General features: G+C 74.1%; 14 protein-coding genes and 1 pseudogene. 8 read left to right on the top strand and 7 right to left on the bottom strand.

Annotated features, from left to right (window positions below; all coding sequences use genetic code 11):
• The first annotated feature begins 62 nt into the window (after positions 1-62).
• From H4J02_RS06285 to H4J02_RS06275, 4 genes and pseudogenes are all read left to right on the top strand, one after another.
• Positions 63-263, top strand: coding sequence for a hypothetical protein (locus H4J02_RS06285; RefSeq protein WP_187676227.1), 201 nt, complete (start codon positions 63-65; stop codon positions 261-263).
• 119 nt (positions 264-382) lie between these two features.
• On the top strand, positions 383-1363 hold the full coding sequence (locus H4J02_RS06280) for a DUF2510 domain-containing protein (protein ID WP_187676226.1): 981 nt from the start codon (positions 383-385) through the stop codon (positions 1361-1363).
• A gap of 121 nt (positions 1364-1484) precedes the next feature.
• A pseudogene (locus H4J02_RS14105) lies at positions 1485-1559 on the top strand (DUF2510 domain-containing protein); the annotation flags it as partial.
• 45 nt (positions 1560-1604) lie between these two features.
• Positions 1605-3137 (top strand): hypothetical protein, encoded by a 1533-nt coding sequence (locus H4J02_RS06275; RefSeq protein WP_262406244.1) that lies wholly within the window; start codon positions 1605-1607, stop codon positions 3135-3137.
• Positions 3138-3143: 6 nt separating this feature from the next.
• Here the strand turns inward: H4J02_RS06275 and H4J02_RS06270 are convergent, their stop codons facing one another.
• Positions 3144-4040 carry a transglutaminase-like domain-containing protein gene (locus H4J02_RS06270; protein WP_187676224.1) on the bottom strand — a complete coding sequence of 299 codons (897 nt, stop codon included), beginning with the start codon at positions 4038-4040 and terminating at the stop codon, positions 3144-3146.
• A gap of 35 nt (positions 4041-4075) precedes the next feature.
• Positions 4076-4981 (bottom strand): DnaJ domain-containing protein, encoded by a 906-nt coding sequence (locus H4J02_RS06265; RefSeq protein WP_187676223.1) that lies wholly within the window; start codon positions 4979-4981, stop codon positions 4076-4078.
• A gap of 58 nt (positions 4982-5039) precedes the next feature.
• Between H4J02_RS06265 and H4J02_RS06260 the strand changes: the two genes are divergently transcribed.
• Both H4J02_RS06260 and H4J02_RS06255 read left to right on the top strand, forming a co-directional pair.
• Positions 5040-5366 carry a tryptophan synthase subunit alpha gene (locus tag H4J02_RS06260; protein WP_262406243.1) on the top strand — a complete coding sequence of 109 codons (327 nt, stop codon included), beginning with the start codon at positions 5040-5042 and terminating at the stop codon, positions 5364-5366.
• Positions 5363-6235 (top strand): aminotransferase class IV, encoded by an 873-nt coding sequence (locus H4J02_RS06255; protein ID WP_187676222.1) that lies wholly within the window; start codon positions 5363-5365, stop codon positions 6233-6235. The genes H4J02_RS06260 and H4J02_RS06255 overlap by 4 nt, the downstream gene beginning before the upstream one ends.
• Positions 6236-7133: 898 nt before the next feature.
• Here the strand turns inward: H4J02_RS06255 and H4J02_RS06250 are convergent.
• On the bottom strand, positions 7134-9263 hold the full coding sequence (locus tag H4J02_RS06250) for a DEAD/DEAH box helicase (RefSeq protein ID WP_187676221.1): 2130 nt from the start codon (positions 9261-9263) through the stop codon (positions 7134-7136).
• Between the two features lie 204 nt (positions 9264-9467).
• Here H4J02_RS06250 and H4J02_RS06245 point away from each other — a divergent pair, with 204 nt between their 5' ends.
• Positions 9468-10718 (top strand): hypothetical protein, encoded by a 1251-nt coding sequence (locus H4J02_RS06245; RefSeq protein ID WP_187676220.1) that lies wholly within the window; start codon positions 9468-9470, stop codon positions 10716-10718.
• On the opposite strand, the gene H4J02_RS06240 is transcribed toward H4J02_RS06245, so the two are convergent.
• Genes H4J02_RS06240 through H4J02_RS06225 form a run of 4 tightly spaced genes read right to left on the bottom strand, consistent with a single transcriptional unit; the run spans position 10672 to position 12813 of the window.
• Positions 10672-11220: a hypothetical protein gene (locus H4J02_RS06240; protein ID WP_187676219.1), complete on the bottom strand. Its 549-nt coding sequence runs from the start codon at positions 11218-11220 to the stop codon at positions 10672-10674. The two genes, H4J02_RS06245 and H4J02_RS06240, sit on opposite strands and share 47 nt — an antisense overlap.
• A complete protein-coding gene (locus tag H4J02_RS06235; RefSeq protein WP_187676218.1) occupies positions 11214-11774 on the bottom strand; it encodes a hypothetical protein in 561 nt (186 codons plus the stop codon). Before H4J02_RS06235 ends, H4J02_RS06240 begins: the two co-directional genes overlap by 7 nt.
• Positions 11771-12451, bottom strand: a complete 681-nt coding sequence (locus H4J02_RS06230) for a hypothetical protein (RefSeq protein WP_187676217.1) — start codon at positions 12449-12451, stop codon at positions 11771-11773. The genes H4J02_RS06235 and H4J02_RS06230 overlap by 4 nt, the downstream gene beginning before the upstream one ends.
• Positions 12448-12813, bottom strand: a complete 366-nt coding sequence (locus tag H4J02_RS06225; protein ID WP_262406242.1) for a DUF6804 family protein — start codon at positions 12811-12813, stop codon at positions 12448-12450. The genes H4J02_RS06230 and H4J02_RS06225 overlap by 4 nt, the downstream gene beginning before the upstream one ends.
• 53 nt (positions 12814-12866) lie before the next feature.
• Between H4J02_RS06225 and H4J02_RS06220 the strand changes: the two genes are divergently transcribed.
• Complete coding sequence (locus H4J02_RS06220; RefSeq protein ID WP_187676216.1) at positions 12867-14192, top strand: M20/M25/M40 family metallo-hydrolase; 1326 nt, start codon at positions 12867-12869, stop codon at positions 14190-14192.
• Positions 14193-14414: the final 222 nt, after the last annotated feature.

Below are 14414 nucleotides of genomic sequence, written 5' to 3'. Positions count from 1 at the left end.
TGACCGCTCGACTCCGACCCGTCGGCCCTGACGCCGGCGGCGCCGCGGGGTACCCTCGGGCCATGAGCGAGAACCGATCCGATCGAGACCAGGTCGACGACGCGCTGCGCGCCCGCGAGTCGCTCGCGCGCGAGTCGTTCTCGCCCGGCGAGCTGCTCGAGGGCGGCGCGGGGCGAGCAGAGCACCTGTACGAGCCCGTCGTGCCCCTCGACGAGGGCCGCGAGCTGCAGTCCGACGCGGAGGGCGACGGCTCGGACGCCTGACGGGGCTGTCTACCCCACGACCGGGGTCACCCCAAATGGGGCTCACGTGCCCCGTTCGGGCGTCCCTAGACTCCTCACAGCAGCCGAAGGGGAGGCTGCATCTCGAGGGGGAGGAACTTGTGAGCCTCAGCGCCGCTGCTCCGGTCGCCGCCTGGTACCCGGACCCGACTGACGCCGACTCGCTGCGCTGGTGGGACGGTCTCGGCTGGACCTCGCACACGCGCCCGCGCCCTGCCCAGGTGCCGCAGAGCCTGCCGACGCCCGACCCGGCGACGGCCTACATCCCGGAGGCGCCGCCGACCTCCGCTCCCGTGCAGCCGGACCCCGTCGCCGCGGCGCCCGCTCCGCCCGTGCCCGCCGCCCCGCCCGCGCCCGCGGTGGCCGCGCCCGACCCGACTCAGCTCGCGGCGGCCCTCGCCGCCGCCCCGGCTCCCGCCGCGGGCACCGCCGGCATCGCCGCGGCACCTCCGCCCGCACCCGGGACCGCGGCGCCCGTCGAGGCGGCTGCGGTCGCGCCGGCGCCCGTCGAGGTGCCCGCCGCCGCACCGGTGGCCGAGGTGGCCCCGGTGGAGGCCGTCGTGCCCGCCGCTCCCGTCGCGCCCGCAGCGCCCGCCGTCGACGAGAGCCAGTCCGTCGCCGCCGCCCGCGCCGCCTTCGCCGCCGCGCAGGCGGAGAAGGCCGCTGCCGCGGCCGCGGCCGCCGCCCAGGTAGCCGCTCAGGCAGCCGCAGGACTCGCCGCGGTCGAGGCCGCCGGCGCCACGACTCCCGCCGCCCCGTCCGCCTCACCCGCACCTCCGGCGGCCGGCGGCGGCGAGGAGCACTTCACCTCGGTCGCGCAGGCCCGCGCGGCGTTCGCCGCCAAGCGCGCGTCCAAGAACGCCGGCACTTCGGAGCCCGCTGCCGCCGCATCCGCTCCGGAGCCCGAGCCCGAGGCGCCCGCGCTGCAGAGCCTCGCCCCGAACGACGACGGCCGCCCGATCTCGGTCGCTGCCGCGCGCGCCGCCGCCGCCAAGGCGAAGGCCGAGGCCGCGAAGCTCGGCGTCCCCGAGACGGAGACGGCGACGACCGAGCGCAAGTGGCATCTGCCGAAGCTGCCCTGATCCACCTGCTACCCGGCGAGCGGACCGCGATCATCACCCGAATGGGGGACTGAGCGGTTCGCTCGCCGACACATAGGCTCAAGGCATCACGGACACTGTGGGGGCTTTGAACGTGTCGAACATGATGGGGACGTCGCCTCGAGCGGCCTGGTATCCCGACCCGAGCGACGCAGGGATGCAGCGCTGGTGGGACGGACGCGCCTGGACCGCGTACACGTCGCCGCTACCGCCGCCTCCCCCGATGCCCGCGCCGACCACGGCGCCGTCGAGCGACATGCCGGCCCCGTACCAGCTGTCGCAGCAGCCTGCCGCCCAGCCTGCTCCGCCTGCTCCGCCTGCTCCGCCTGCTCAGCAGCATCCCGCTCAGCCCGCGCAGCAGCCCTCGGCACAGCAGCCTGTTCCGGCCGTCCAGGCTCAGCAGCCTGTTCCGGTCGCCCAGCCTGCCCAGGCCCAGCCCGTCCACGCCACCCCGCAGGCCCAGCCCGTCCACCAGGCCCCGCAGCCGGTACAGCAGGCGACTCCCCAGCAGCCTGCCGCTCCGCAGCAGCCTGCCGCTCCGCAGCAGCCCGTCGTGCAGCAGCAGCCCGTCGCGCAGCAGCAGCAGGCTCCCGCCGCGCCCGCATACCCGCCGGTCGCCGCTCAGCCCGTGCAGGCGCAGCCGGCCCAGCCCCAGCCCATGCAGTCGCAGCCCGTGGCAGCGCAGCCCGCCCCCGCGCGCCCGGAGGCCGTCGCACCGCAGGCACCCGCCGCGGCGCTCGCGTCGGCGCCCCCGCCCGCAGCACCCGCCGTGGCGGCGCCTGCACCCGCCGCAGCCGAGCCGCAGCGCGTCGCACCGCCCGCCGCGGCCGCTCCCGCCCCGGCTCCGTGGGCGAACTCCGCTCCCCCGGCGCCGCCGGCCGCGGCTCAGCCGAGCGCTGCTCAGCCGGCCTATGCCGGCCAGCCCGCGCCGTCCGCCGCAGCACAGGTCCCGCCCGCCGCGGCACCCACCGCCCCTCCTGTCGCGCCCGTCGCGCCGGCGGCCCAGGCGCAGCCCGCCGCACCCCGCGTGCCCGAGGTGCCCGCCGAGTTCCTGAACCGGCAGGCGCCGACGAGCGCACCGTCCGTCGCACCGTCCGTCACGCCCGCCGTGACGCCCACCGTGCTCGGCCCCGCGACTCCCGCGCAGGGTGTGCCCGTCGCGCCCGCCGCATCCGCTGCGCCGCCCGCACCCGAGCTCCCGCGCGTCGCGCCCCCCGGCATCGGCGCCTCCGCGTACTCGGCCGCGCCGTCACCCTCCGCCTACGCCTCGGCGCCCGCGCCCGCGTCGTCGCCCGCCCTCGAGCTCGAGGCGGGGCCGTCGAGCGGCTCGAGCATCCCCGGCTTCACCCCGGCACCCACGATCCTCGCGCTCCCCGCCCTCCTCGGCGGCGGATCGCCCACGAGCGCTGCGGCACCGTCTGTGCCGACCCCCGCGTCGGCCCCCGACGCGCCCCACCCCACGATGGCGCCTCCGGCGACGGTGCCGTCGGTGTCGCAGCTCCCCCCGAACTCCCCGTCCGGCGCCGTCGACGGCAACTCGGCGCACCTCGCGTCGCTCGGGTTCACCTCGGCAGGATCCGCGGACAGCGCCGCGCCACGCACGGGGCCGCAGCCGGTTCCGCTGCCGAACGACGGCGGGCCGCTCGGCACCGCCCCGTCGACCGCGCGCTCGCTCCCGTCGGCGGGCGGTCACCCGGGCATGGACCTCGCGCCCGACAACCGCGGTGACTTCGGAGCCCCGCTGCACCGCATCTGACGCACCTCAGGGTGCGTCGGCCACGAGGTCGACCTCGACGTCGGGCTGACCGTACGGGCTCGCCTGCAGCACGCGCCCGCGCGGGTTGAGGCGATCGTCTCGCTCGTACCGGCGCGCGAGCTCGCTCGCCGCGTCGTCGTCCCCCGCGTCGGCCGCGATCGTGAGAGCGGCGAGCCCGTCCATCCAGGCCGCCTCGGCATCCGTCGGCTGCTCCGACATGGCGCCCCAGATGTCCCACAGCAGCAGCTCGTCGCCCATGCGGTGGGCGAGATCGCGGAGGACGTAGTCGAACACGAACGGCTCACCCGCGAACGGCGAGCCCGGGAACACGCCGAACGAGCGCGCATCCGCCTCCCCCGCCCGGATCGCCCGCCACACCTCCGCGGCGGTCGCGAAGCCGGCGAGTCCCGCCGCGGGCAGGTCGCATGTGTCGAAGGGATGCCAGGCGGGCTCGAGCTGCGCATCCGCCCGCACCCAGCGCCCGCCGTCATGGAACTCGACGACGACGTGGTCGTGGTGGAACCCCTCGCCGAAGTAGCCCGCGAACCCCACGCGGCTGCGGGCCGGCACGCCGCGCTCCCGCAGGGCCGACACCGCGAGGAGCGTGTAGTCGCGGCAGCACCCCGCGACCCGTTCGGCGCGCTCGCGCGGCACGTCGAGGGGCTCCGGATGCCGCTGCGCGTCGAGCGCGAGGATGCGTCGCACCCAGCGCGCGTCGATGTCGGACCGCCGCTCCTCGGGCACCTCGATCCCATCTGCTCGGTAGTGGTACAGCAGGTTGCGCACGACGGCGCCGATCGCGGCGACGTCCGCATCCGCGGGGAGCGCCTCCCAGCGGGCGCGCAACGCGCCGGGATCGCTGAACGGGGTGTGACGAGAAGCTCGGACGACCTCGGGATCCATGCCGTCATCCTGGCACCCGGGGCAGACGGCGTGGGTCAGGCGAAGCGCACGGCCGCCTGGATGCGCGAGCGCAGCTCGAAGAGGTCGGTTCCGCCCGTGCCCACGCCCGGGATGCCCGTGCGCACGACGTGGGCGAGCTGCGGCTGCGGGATGAGCAGGGCGCGGGATCCGCGCAGCGAGCCGAGGTCGACGACGGAGGGTGCGTCGGCATCCGGCACGACGACGCCGATGGCCGAGAACTTGACGCGCGCCTCACGGCCGAACGCGCGCGCCCGCACCGAGAGCTCGTGCACGGGCTTCTCGCCGCCCACGGCCGGCCCCACGAGCTCCGAGCCCTTCGTGCGCACCTCGCCGCCCCAGTCCTCGCTCAGGAGCGCCCAGAGGCCGCTCGGGCCCAGCACGATGTGGTCGATCTTGCCCGCGCGCGTGGCGACGTCGTGCCACACGCTGTATCCGATGCCGAGCATCGTGAGCTCGCGCGCCGAGCGCTCCTCCGCGATCGCGGCGGCGAGGAGGTGCTTCACCTGCCGCGGGGCCGAGCGCACGAGGGCGACGTCGTAGGGATCGGGGATCTCGACGCCGCGACCCGCCCACTCGCGCAGCTCGGCGAGGTACCGCTCGCGGTACCAACCGCCCGGATGCCCGCTCGAGCGAGCCTGGGGGCGGGAGTCGGTGCGCGCGCGAGGCGCCTGCGGCGCGTAGGCGGGCCGCTCGGGGGTCGACACGCGCAGACCCCGCGCGTCGTACGCCGCGCGCGCCTCCGGGCTTCCCACGAGCTCCCAGGCGTCCTGCACGGCGTGGAACTCGTCGGCGCGACCGCCCGCATCCGGATGCGTCTCCCGCAGCCTCTTGCGGTACGCGCGCCGCAGCTCGGCCTCGCTCGCGGTCGGAGCGACGCCGAGCACCTCGTAGGGCGACGCGGCGAGCGGACTGTCGGGCACGCATCGATCGTAGGGCGCGGTGCGCGTGCCGCGCGCGAGGGCGACATAGGCTCGAGGGGTGAGTTCCCGCGACGAGACCGGCGTGCGCCGCCGCGCGAGCCTCGAGGTACTGCGCGCCGAGGCCGGCGACGAGCTGGGCACGGTCGTGCACGAGCGCCTGCGCGCCGGCGAGGACCCGTGGGAGTTCATGCAGGAGCTGCCCACGGTGGACGAGCTCGTCGTGCTGACGCTGCGCGCGGAACTCATCCACGCCGACAACGACCGCCGCCCGAGCCGCGAGGTCGACTACCGGATGCTGCGCCAGATCGCGCTCGCCTACCCGCCGCTGTCGACGACCGTCTGGAGCATGCTCGACGCCGACCGCACCCGACGGAGGACCGCATGAACGTCGTCGCCCTCATCGACTTCGACGCCGCGGGCGCCGCGACGGGCCACCGCCTCGTCGACCCGGATGCGCCGCAGCTGCTCGTGACCGACCTCGGCGCGACGCGCGGCGACGGCATCTTCGAGACCGCGAGCCTCGTCCACGGCAGCGTCCAGGCGCTCGAGGCGCATCTGCAGCGGCTCGTGCAGTCCGCCGCGATGCTCCAGCTCCCCGCACCCGACATCGACGTGTGGCGGGATGCCGTGCGCGAGGTCGGTGCGACCCTCACCGCGGGCGGGGTGACCGAGGGGTCGATCAAGTTCGTTCTCACGCGCGGCGTCGAGGGCGCAGGGGTGCCGACCGGCTGGGTGTTCGGCACCGACTCACCCGACTTCACGGCGGATCGCACGGACGGCATCCGCATCGTGCTCCTCGACCGCGGCTACCGCCACGACGTCTCCCAGACCTCGCCGTGGCTCCTCGCGGGCGCCAAGACCCTCAGCTACGCCGTCAACCGCGCCGTGCAGCGCGAGGCCGCGCGACGCGGTGCCGACGACGTGCTCTTCGTCTCGAGCGACGGCTACCTCCTCGAGGGCCCGACGTCGACGCTCGTCATGCGCATGGGCGGCCGTCTCGTGACGCCGCGCGTCGACATCGGCATCCTCGCCGGCACGACGCAGGCCGACCTCTTCGCGTGGGCCGAGTCGGCCGGATTCGCGACGGGCTACGAGCTGCTGACGCCCGACGACCTCGCAGCGGCGGATGCGGCGTGGCTCGTCTCGAGCGTGCGTCACGTCGCGCCCGTGCGCGCCGTCGACGGCGCCGCTCGCGCCATCGACGCGGAGCTCACGGCGCGCATGAACGCCGCGCTCGATGCGCGCACGGAGTGACCTCGCATCCAGCGCACACGACGAAGGGCCCCGGGTAGCTGGTCCGGGGCCCTTCTGTGTCGGTGAGGCCGCCGCGTCCCGCGAGCTCTCGGGTCGGGCGTTCGCCAGGTCGGCGGCAGCTCGGAGGCGCGCGGCGGACCGCGTGCACCCGAGGCGGCGCCGGCGGCGGGATCTCCCCCGCGGAGCCTCTCGGCCCCGCGGAATCGGTCCCGCTCGGTCGTCGACAGGCCCAGGGGCCCGCCGTCGTTCGGCTGCGGGACGTCATCCGTACCACCGGTGCTGCCCCACGGACGGAACTCTCGCTCCGCATACCCTTGGGGCCGCTCCACACCCCGCGCGGGCTGACCCGCTCGGTTCGTGGAGATCACCGCCGACGTCGGCTGCGAGCCCCTCGGCTTCCGGATCTCTCCGGTGGCTTCGGGTTCGCGCCTCATCGGTTGAGTAGAGATTACTCAGCGCCGGAGGGGCCGCAAGAGGTGAAGTCTCACTAGATGGTTGAGGGTGCCCGACGGGTTAAATACTGGCGGCGGTGATGCTGTCCGCGATCCCTCATACCCCCGTATCGGAATCGCGATGATGACAGGATCACCGCCGCCTGCTAGTCCCCCAACTAGTGCAGTCATCACGATATGAGCACGCTCCCCGCGACCGCTCCCCCCAGAGCGGGGGACTGACGCGGCCGCGCGCGGCGTGCCACTCTTCGCCCCGTACGCCGGCACGACGAAAGGCCCCCGTCGCCGCGTTCCGCCTGCGCCGAAGCGCCGGGGTTCGTCGAGCCCGGGGGCCTTTCTGTCACCTTCTGGCCGACCCCCGAGGGGATCCGTGCCTTCCAGTGATGAAGAGATTACTCAGCCGCCGATGCGGCACAAGACGTGAAGTCTCGCTAGATGGTTGAGGGTCAGAGGGAGCGCGCCGCATCCGTCAGAAGCGCCACGAGCGCCTCGAGCTGCACCGAGCCCTCGGCCGCCTCGCCCGCCTCGCCGTCGAGCGCGCGGGCCGCGAGACCGGCCTTCGCGTCGATGAGCTCCGCGATGCGTCCGTCGATCGTCTGAGCGGCGATGATGCGCCACGCCGTGACCGGCAGCTCCTGGCCGATGCGGTGCACGCGGTCGATCGCCTGCGTCTGCTCCGCGTTCGTCCAGCTGAGCTCCGCGAGCACGACGTTCGACGCCGCCTGCAGGTTGACGCCGACGCCCGCCGCGGTGAGCGAGCACACCGCGACCGAGACCTCGGGGTCGTTCTGGAACGCGTCGATCTCCGCCTGGCGCACCTTCGAGTTCTGGTCGCCGCGGATCGAGATCGTCTTGAGGCCCGCCTTCGCGAAGTGCGCCTCGGCCGCGTCCATGACGTCGATGTGCTTCGCGAAGAACACGACCTTGCCGACGTTGCGCGCGAGGTTGACGGTGTAGTCCGCCGCCGGTGTGGCCTTCGCCTGGCCGATGCGGCGCACCATCGCGAAGACGTTGACTCCCGACGACTCCGACTGCTTCGACTCCTCGAGCTCGGCCGCCGCGACGAGGCGGATGAGGTCGGCGAGCTCCGAGTCCGGGCGCGACGCACGGAGGCGGCGCAGACGCTCGAGCAGGCGGCCGACGAGCGCACGCTCGGCCTCGCGGATCGAGCGGCCGGCCTCGCCGTCGAGCTCGACGGGGATGTCGGCGATGCGGCGCGCGGGGATGTCGGCCGCGACATCCACCTTCTTGCGGCGCACGATGCCCATGTCGACGACGACGCGACGCGCCGCGGCGAAGAACCCCGGGTCGACGGGCGTGAGGCCCGTCTCCTCGAGGCGCTCCATGAGCGCCGGGAGCGGCTTCTTCTCGTCGATCCAGCCGAGGTACTGCCAGATCATCCGGAAGTCCTCGATCTGGTTGATGAGGGGCGTGCCGGTGAGGGCGACGAGCAGCGGGTTCGGGAACTGGCGGCGGATCGATGCCGAGAGCGCCTGCACGTTCTTGGAGCGCTGCGACTCCTTGTTCTTGATGAAGTGCGCCTCGTCGACGATCATGCCGCGGAAACCGCGACGCGAGAGCCACGCGACGTGACGGTCGAGGATCTCGTAGTTCACGACCACGATGTCGGCGAACGCGTCGACGTCGTCGCCGTCGCCGTGCACGACGGTCGCCGTGCGATGCGGGGTCCACTTCTCGACCTCGCGCGCCCAGTTGACCTTGACGACGTTCGGCACGACGACGAGGAGCGGGTAGGCGTTCGCGACGTCGGCCGCGAGGAGCGCCTGGGCGGTCTTGCCGAGGCCCGGCTCGTCGGCGAGCAGGTAGGTGCGGTGGCCCTCGCGCGCGGACTCGACGAAGCGTGCCTGGTGGCGCATGAGCTCGATGCCGCCGGGCGTCGCGAGCGAGCGGGCCTCGGGGAGCTCCATGCTCGCGGCGCCGCCGCCCGCACCGACCTCGAAGGAGCGGAACAGCGGCTCGATGAGCTCCCAGCTGTCGAGGTCGCCGCGCGGCTTGGGCTTCGGCTGCTGGTAGGCCGCGAAGTCGGGCGCGAGGAACGGGTTCGACATCTGGTACTGGCGCACCGAGACCGGCACGACCTGCTTCTCCTCGACGACGGGCTTCGCCTCGGGCTCCGTGACCACGACGAGGTCCTCGGGCGCGAGCGGCGTTCCGGCCTCCATGAGGAGCGTGCGGCGCACCTCCTGCGCCGCGGGGCTCAGCGGCGCCGTGTCGGTGAGCAGCTGGATGAGGCTCGCGTCGCGTGCGGCCGTCTTCGCCATGATCGTCGCGATGCCGTCGAGGCGCGTGAGCTCCTTCGTGCGCTCCGCCTCGGAGAGGCCCGCATCCGCCTTGATGCGGGCGCGCTCCTCGCGCGCGAGCACCGCGACGACGCGGTAGCGCACGCGGTTCGCGGCGTTGACCTTGCCACGCTCGGCGGCGTTCTCGATGCCGCGCACGACGCGCGCGAGCACGGGGATGATGCCCGTCTCGTCCTGGTGGGCGCGGCGCCGCTGCGTGCTGCGGGACGCGGACGACTTCGACCCGCTGCGGGTCTTCTGGCCGGATGTGGCCATCGTTCTCCTCGGGGGCTGTGCGGCCCCATCGCGACGAATCACGTCGCCTCTCGTGGCGATCCGGCAGAATCCGCCGGACCGGGCTCTCGGTGCAGATCGCCACCGCTGATCCCCTGATCCGGCTTGGCCGGCGGGGCGGTGGGCGCTTCGAGTCTAGCGCACGGCGCCCGCGGCGGCATCCGAACCGCCGGTTAGGGTGAGGATGTGCTGACGACCGCCGCCCGAGCCTATGCGCGCTGCTGGCCGGCGCTCCTCGCGTGGTTCCTCGCGGGCTGGACGGCGCGGCTGCTGCTCCTGCGGCTCGCGGCCGCCGTCGGCAACGACCTGCCCCTCGTGGGCCAGCTCATCCTTCCGCTCGCCGTCATCGCGCGTCTCGCGAGCTACGTCGCCATGTTCCTCGTGCTGCGCTCCGCGCTCCCGAACGTCGAGGATGCCGACCCGCCGCGCGCGGACGGCACGCGCCTCGGCTTCCTCGCGCGGTGGGCGGGGGCCGTGTCGGCCGCGATCCTGCCGTTCTTCGTCATCTACGCCGCGTGGGGCATGATCTCCGAGGACTCGAAGGACTACGCGGCGGCCGCCCTCGACCAGACCGACTTCTGGGCGGGCGACTCCGCGAACGCGCTCGACGTCGTCGTCGACGTGTGGTCGCTCGGCATCGTCGCGGTCGCCTTCGCGGGCCGCTTCCTGCTGCAGCGCTTCCGCGATCGCCTCCCCCGCTGGACGACGGCCCTCTCGGCCTACCTCGAGGCCGTGTGGGTGCTCGTCGCCCTCCTCATCATCCGCGAGCTGCTCGCGGGCGTGCCCGGCTGGATCGCGACGCGACGGATGTTCGCCCCGGTCGCCGACGCGATCGCGCGCTGGCGCGACGACCAGGAGTGGTTCCGTGTGCTCGGCGACGCCTTCTCGTGGCTCATGACGCAGCTCGGCGACGTCGTCTTCCAGCCGCTCGCATGGGTCGCGCTCGCGGCCGTCGTCTTCGCGGGAGCCCGCACACGCGCCGCGGCACCCGCCCCGAACGCGCGCGTGGCACGCGCCCGCGCCGCCGTCACCGCGCGCTGGGCGCGGCTCCCCCGCTGGCTGCGGTCCGTGCTCACATCGGTGACGGGCGGATTCCAGGAACGCTGGCTGCCGATCGCGGGCGCCCTCCGGCTCGTGTGGTCGGTGGGGCCCCTCGCACTCGGCGGCTTCCTGCTCGCCTACGCGGTCGTCCACGCCGCGGGCGAGTGGCTCGCCGTCGGCATCCTGCGGCTGCTCGGGCCGCACGAGTTCGCGTTCTGGACGGCCGTCGACGACCCCGTGGGCTTGCTCGTCGTGGCGCTCGTCGTGCCGCTGCAGCTCGCGCTCGTCGCGTCGACCTACGACACGGCCCTCGCCCGCTCCCGGCCCGGGACCGACGGGGGCGAGCCCGTCACAGCTTCAGGTGCAGCACGCGAGGCAGACCGGCCGGCTCGATGACCTCGAGCACGACGCGGTCCTGCGCGTCGAGCGGGATGAGGAACGTCTCCTCGAACGGGTACGCGGTGTCGTGCCACGCGCATCCGCTCGGCACGTCGTCGGGCAGCCCGCGACCCGGGAAGTAGTCGGTGCTGTAGCTCGAGGTCCAGCGGCGACTGCGGTCGGCCTCGAGCAGCTGCACGCGGCAGAGGAAGGCGTCGGATGCCGCGCTCGCGTCGAGCTCGAGCGTCACCGACACGAGCACCGCGCCCTCCGGCACCCCGTACTCCTCGCCGGCGGGCGATCCGGCGCCGACCGCCCAGCTGTCGATCACGCGGATCGTCGCCCCGTCGCGGATCTGCCCGGTCTCGCCGCGCTCGACGACGGTCACCGCGCTCGGACGTGTGAGGAGGTAGTCGAACGCGTCGACGCTCAGCGCGGCCGCGATCGCCGCGGGGACGAGCACGACGAGGCTCAGGAGCGCCCATCTCGAACGCCGCCACCAGCCCAGCCCGCTCACCACGTGATCCGCTCCTTCGTGGCGACCTCGGCGAACGCCTCGTGCGGGATGGCCGTGAGGTCGACCTCGGTCTCGACGACCGTGCGCAGGCGCGCGTCGGAGTCCTGGGCGAGCCGCACGACGGCGTGTCGCGCACCGGGGTCGTCGGCGATGTCCGCCGGCAGCTCGAAGAAGAACGAGCCCGCCATCGGCAGGCCGGGGTCGAGGGACGCCGACGACATGGCCGGGAGGCCGGGGCGCGTGCTCGCGGTCCAGCGCCTCTCCCCCACCGTGAGCGTCGCGTAGCCGAGCGAGCCGTTCTCGGTCGTCGCCATGCGCGTCGCGACGACGAGCCACACGCCCGCCGTCTCGCCCGTCCACGAACCCAGCGCCACCTCGTCGGCGAGGAGGACCTCGTCGACGACCGCCTGCAGGTCGCGACCCTCGCCGAGCTCCCCCTCATCGACGCGCACCGCGAACGGCGCGAAGGAGAGCTCCTCCTGCGGCTCGGTGCGCGCGACGACGAAGGCGAGCGCCACGAGGCCGAGGGCCGCGACGATGCGCACGGGGCGGGTCAACGCTCCCACGGGTACTCCAGCTCGCCGGAGGGTCGCGGCACGAGCGTCGTCTGCACCGCCGTGTGCTCGTCGCGCCACGCCGTGCCGCTGTAGAGCACGGCCTCGTCGGGTCGGCCGTCGGTCACCCCGAACGCGATCGGCTCGCCCGCGCGCACGGAGCCGACGGGGACCTCCCAGAACATGAGGACCTCCATGTCGACGCCGGGCGGGAGCACGCCCGAGTACACGCCGTCGGAGGCGACGCGGATGTCGGCGCGGCGGTCGACGTTCGGCAGCTCCTCGAGGGCGGCGAAGCTCAGCAGTCGCGTTCCCGCGGCATCGGGCTCCCGCCACTCGTTGCGCAGCATCGCGCGCACGACGACGAAGGTCATGCCCTCCTCGGGCACGTCGTACTCGTCGGGCATGACGTCGCCCACCCACGCCTCGTCGAGGCGCACGGAGTAGTGCCTGCCCTCGTAGATGTCGCCCGCGGGAAGCTCAGGCACCGCCGCGGTCTCGAGCTCGACCGTGTCCCAGCCGCCGAGCGGGATCGCGACGAGCGCGCCAGCGGCGAGGGCCAGCACGACGCCGCCCGCGATGAACCAGCCGGGGCCCGGACGCCGACGACGCGGCGCGACAGGGCCCGTCTGCTCCACGACCGGAGCGGAGGCGGCCGGCGCGGGGGCGGCATCCGTCATCGGCGCGAGCCCTCCCCCGGCGTCGGCACCTTGATGAGAACGCCCGCCGCGATGAACGCCGCGATCGCGACGTACTGCGCTCCGAGCCACAGCGGCCCGTCGAAGCCGAACGGGGCGACGGGGTTCCACAGCACGGCGATCGCGGCGAAGACGGGCGCCCACCACCAGTGGCGCGCCTGGATGGAGAACACGAGCACGATGAGGGCGAGCACCGCGACCCCCCAGCTCACGAAGACGAAGGCGTCCTGGCCGATGAGGGCGATGCCCACGAACAGCACGACGGCCGCGATGAGACCGGGGGCCAGCGCCATCCTGCGCCAACCGGGGTCGCCGTAACGGGAAGCGGGGCGGGATGAGCTCACCCCCTCAGGGTAACCAGCCGAGTCGCCGGTTCGGCGCAGCCTACGATCGGAGCATGAGCGACCCGACCCTCGACCGCTTCCGCGAGCTGCTGCGATTCCCCACCTACTCGCACGAGGGCGCCGGGGGCGTCGAGGAGGCGTTCGCGGGCTTCCATGCGGCGCTCGAGCGGCTGTTCCCACGCGTGCACGCGGAGCTCGAGCGCGAGGTCGTCGCGGGCCGCACCCTGCTCTACCGCTGGCGCGGCTCGGGCGACGGGGCTCCCGCCGTGCTCATGGCGCACCAGGACGTCGTGGCTGTCGACGACGACAGCCGGTGGACGCATCCGCCCTTCTCCGCCGAGCTCACGGGCGAGGGCGACGAGGCGACGATCTGGGCGCGCGGGGCGCTCGACGACAAGGCGACGCTCGTCGCGATCCTCGAGGCCGTCGAGGCGCGGCTCGAGGCGGGCTTCCGGCCCGCATCCGACGTCTACCTCGTCTTCGGACACGACGAGGAGGCCGGCGGCTCCGGCGTCGCGCAGCTCGTCGCGCTGCTCGACGAGCGCGGCATCCGCCCCTGGCTCGTGATCGACGAGGGCGGCGCCGTCATGGACCAGCTGCTGCCGGGTCTCGGACCGACCGCCGTCGTGGGCGTCACCGAGAAGGGCATGATGAACGTCGAGCTCTCCGTGGAGCAGTCGGGCGGCCACGCGGCCATCCCGCTGCCCGGGGGCTCGACCGCGGTGCTCGCACGCGCCATCCTGCGGCTCGAGAACCAGCCCGAGCCTCCGCACCTCATCGAGCCCGTCGTCGGGCTCCTGGAGTCGATGGGCGCGCGGCTGGGCGGTGCACGCGGCTGGATGCTGCGGCACGCGCGCACCTTCCGCGGCCCGCTCGCGAAGACCCTCGCGAAGACGAGCCCGCAGCTCGCCGCGATGACCCGCACGACTCGGGCCGTGACGCAGCTGCGCGGCTCGTCGAGCCGCAACGTCGTGCCCGAACGGGCGACCGCGACGATCAACTCGCGCATCCTGCCGGGCGAGACGGTCGAGTCGGCCGTCGCCGCGATCGTGCGGACGATCGACGACCCGGCCGTGCAGGTGCGCGTGCTCGAGGGCACCGACCCCGCGCCCGTCTCCCCCGCCGACGGCCCCGCGTGGCACGCGATCGCGGCGAGCATCCGCGAGGTGTTCCCGGATGCCGCGGTCGCGCCGTACGTCATGCTGCAGGCGAGCGACTCCCGCCACTTCGCGGCGATCTCCGACCGGGTCTACCGCTTCCTGCCGTTCGATCTGCGCCAGGAGGAGCTCGAGTCGATCCACGGCATCGACGAGCGCATCCGCGTCGCGACCTACCGCCGCGCGATCGCGTTCTTCGACACCCTCGTCGGACGCCTCTAGTCGTTCCCGGCCAAACGCTGCAGCGTTCGGGCTCCCGCACGCGTCATCTCTGCCGCCCGAAGCCAAGACATGTAGCGCGTGTCCGGGGCGCCGGGAGCGCCAGGCGAGCCTCACGAGACACGGATGTGCCGGTCCCGACACTGTGCGCGCCACCTTTGCGCGTTGTGCGCGCGTCATCTCTGCGTCCCCTGGCCAGAAGCTACAGCGTTTGGCGAGGAACGG

This window comes from Protaetiibacter sp. SSC-01 (assembly GCF_014483895.1).
Classification (GTDB): domain Bacteria; phylum Actinomycetota; class Actinomycetes; order Actinomycetales; family Microbacteriaceae; genus Homoserinibacter.
The sequence above is the reverse complement of the archived record's forward strand: the minus strand, read 5'-3'. Positions and strand labels throughout refer to the sequence as shown.

What these genes read in the sequence shown, in the direction of transcription:
- H4J02_RS06255 (WP_187676222.1), top strand. Translation starts at nt 5,363, where the DNA reads ATGAACGTCGTCGCCCTCATCGACTTCGACGCCGCGGGCGCCGCGACG.
- H4J02_RS06275 (WP_262406244.1), top strand. Translation starts at nt 1,605, where the DNA reads ATGCCCGCGCCGACCACGGCGCCGTCGAGCGACATGCCGGCCCCGTAC.
- H4J02_RS06250 (WP_187676221.1), bottom strand. Translation starts at nt 9,263, where the DNA reads ATGGCCACATCCGGCCAGAAGACCCGCAGCGGGTCGAAGTCGTCCGCG.
- H4J02_RS06230 (WP_187676217.1), bottom strand. Translation starts at nt 12,451, where the DNA reads ATGACGGATGCCGCCCCCGCGCCGGCCGCCTCCGCTCCGGTCGTGGAG.
- H4J02_RS06220 (WP_187676216.1), top strand. Translation starts at nt 12,867, where the DNA reads ATGAGCGACCCGACCCTCGACCGCTTCCGCGAGCTGCTGCGATTCCCC.
- H4J02_RS06285 (WP_187676227.1), top strand. Translation starts at nt 63, where the DNA reads ATGAGCGAGAACCGATCCGATCGAGACCAGGTCGACGACGCGCTGCGC.
- H4J02_RS06270 (WP_187676224.1), bottom strand. Translation starts at nt 4,040, where the DNA reads ATGGATCCCGAGGTCGTCCGAGCTTCTCGTCACACCCCGTTCAGCGAT.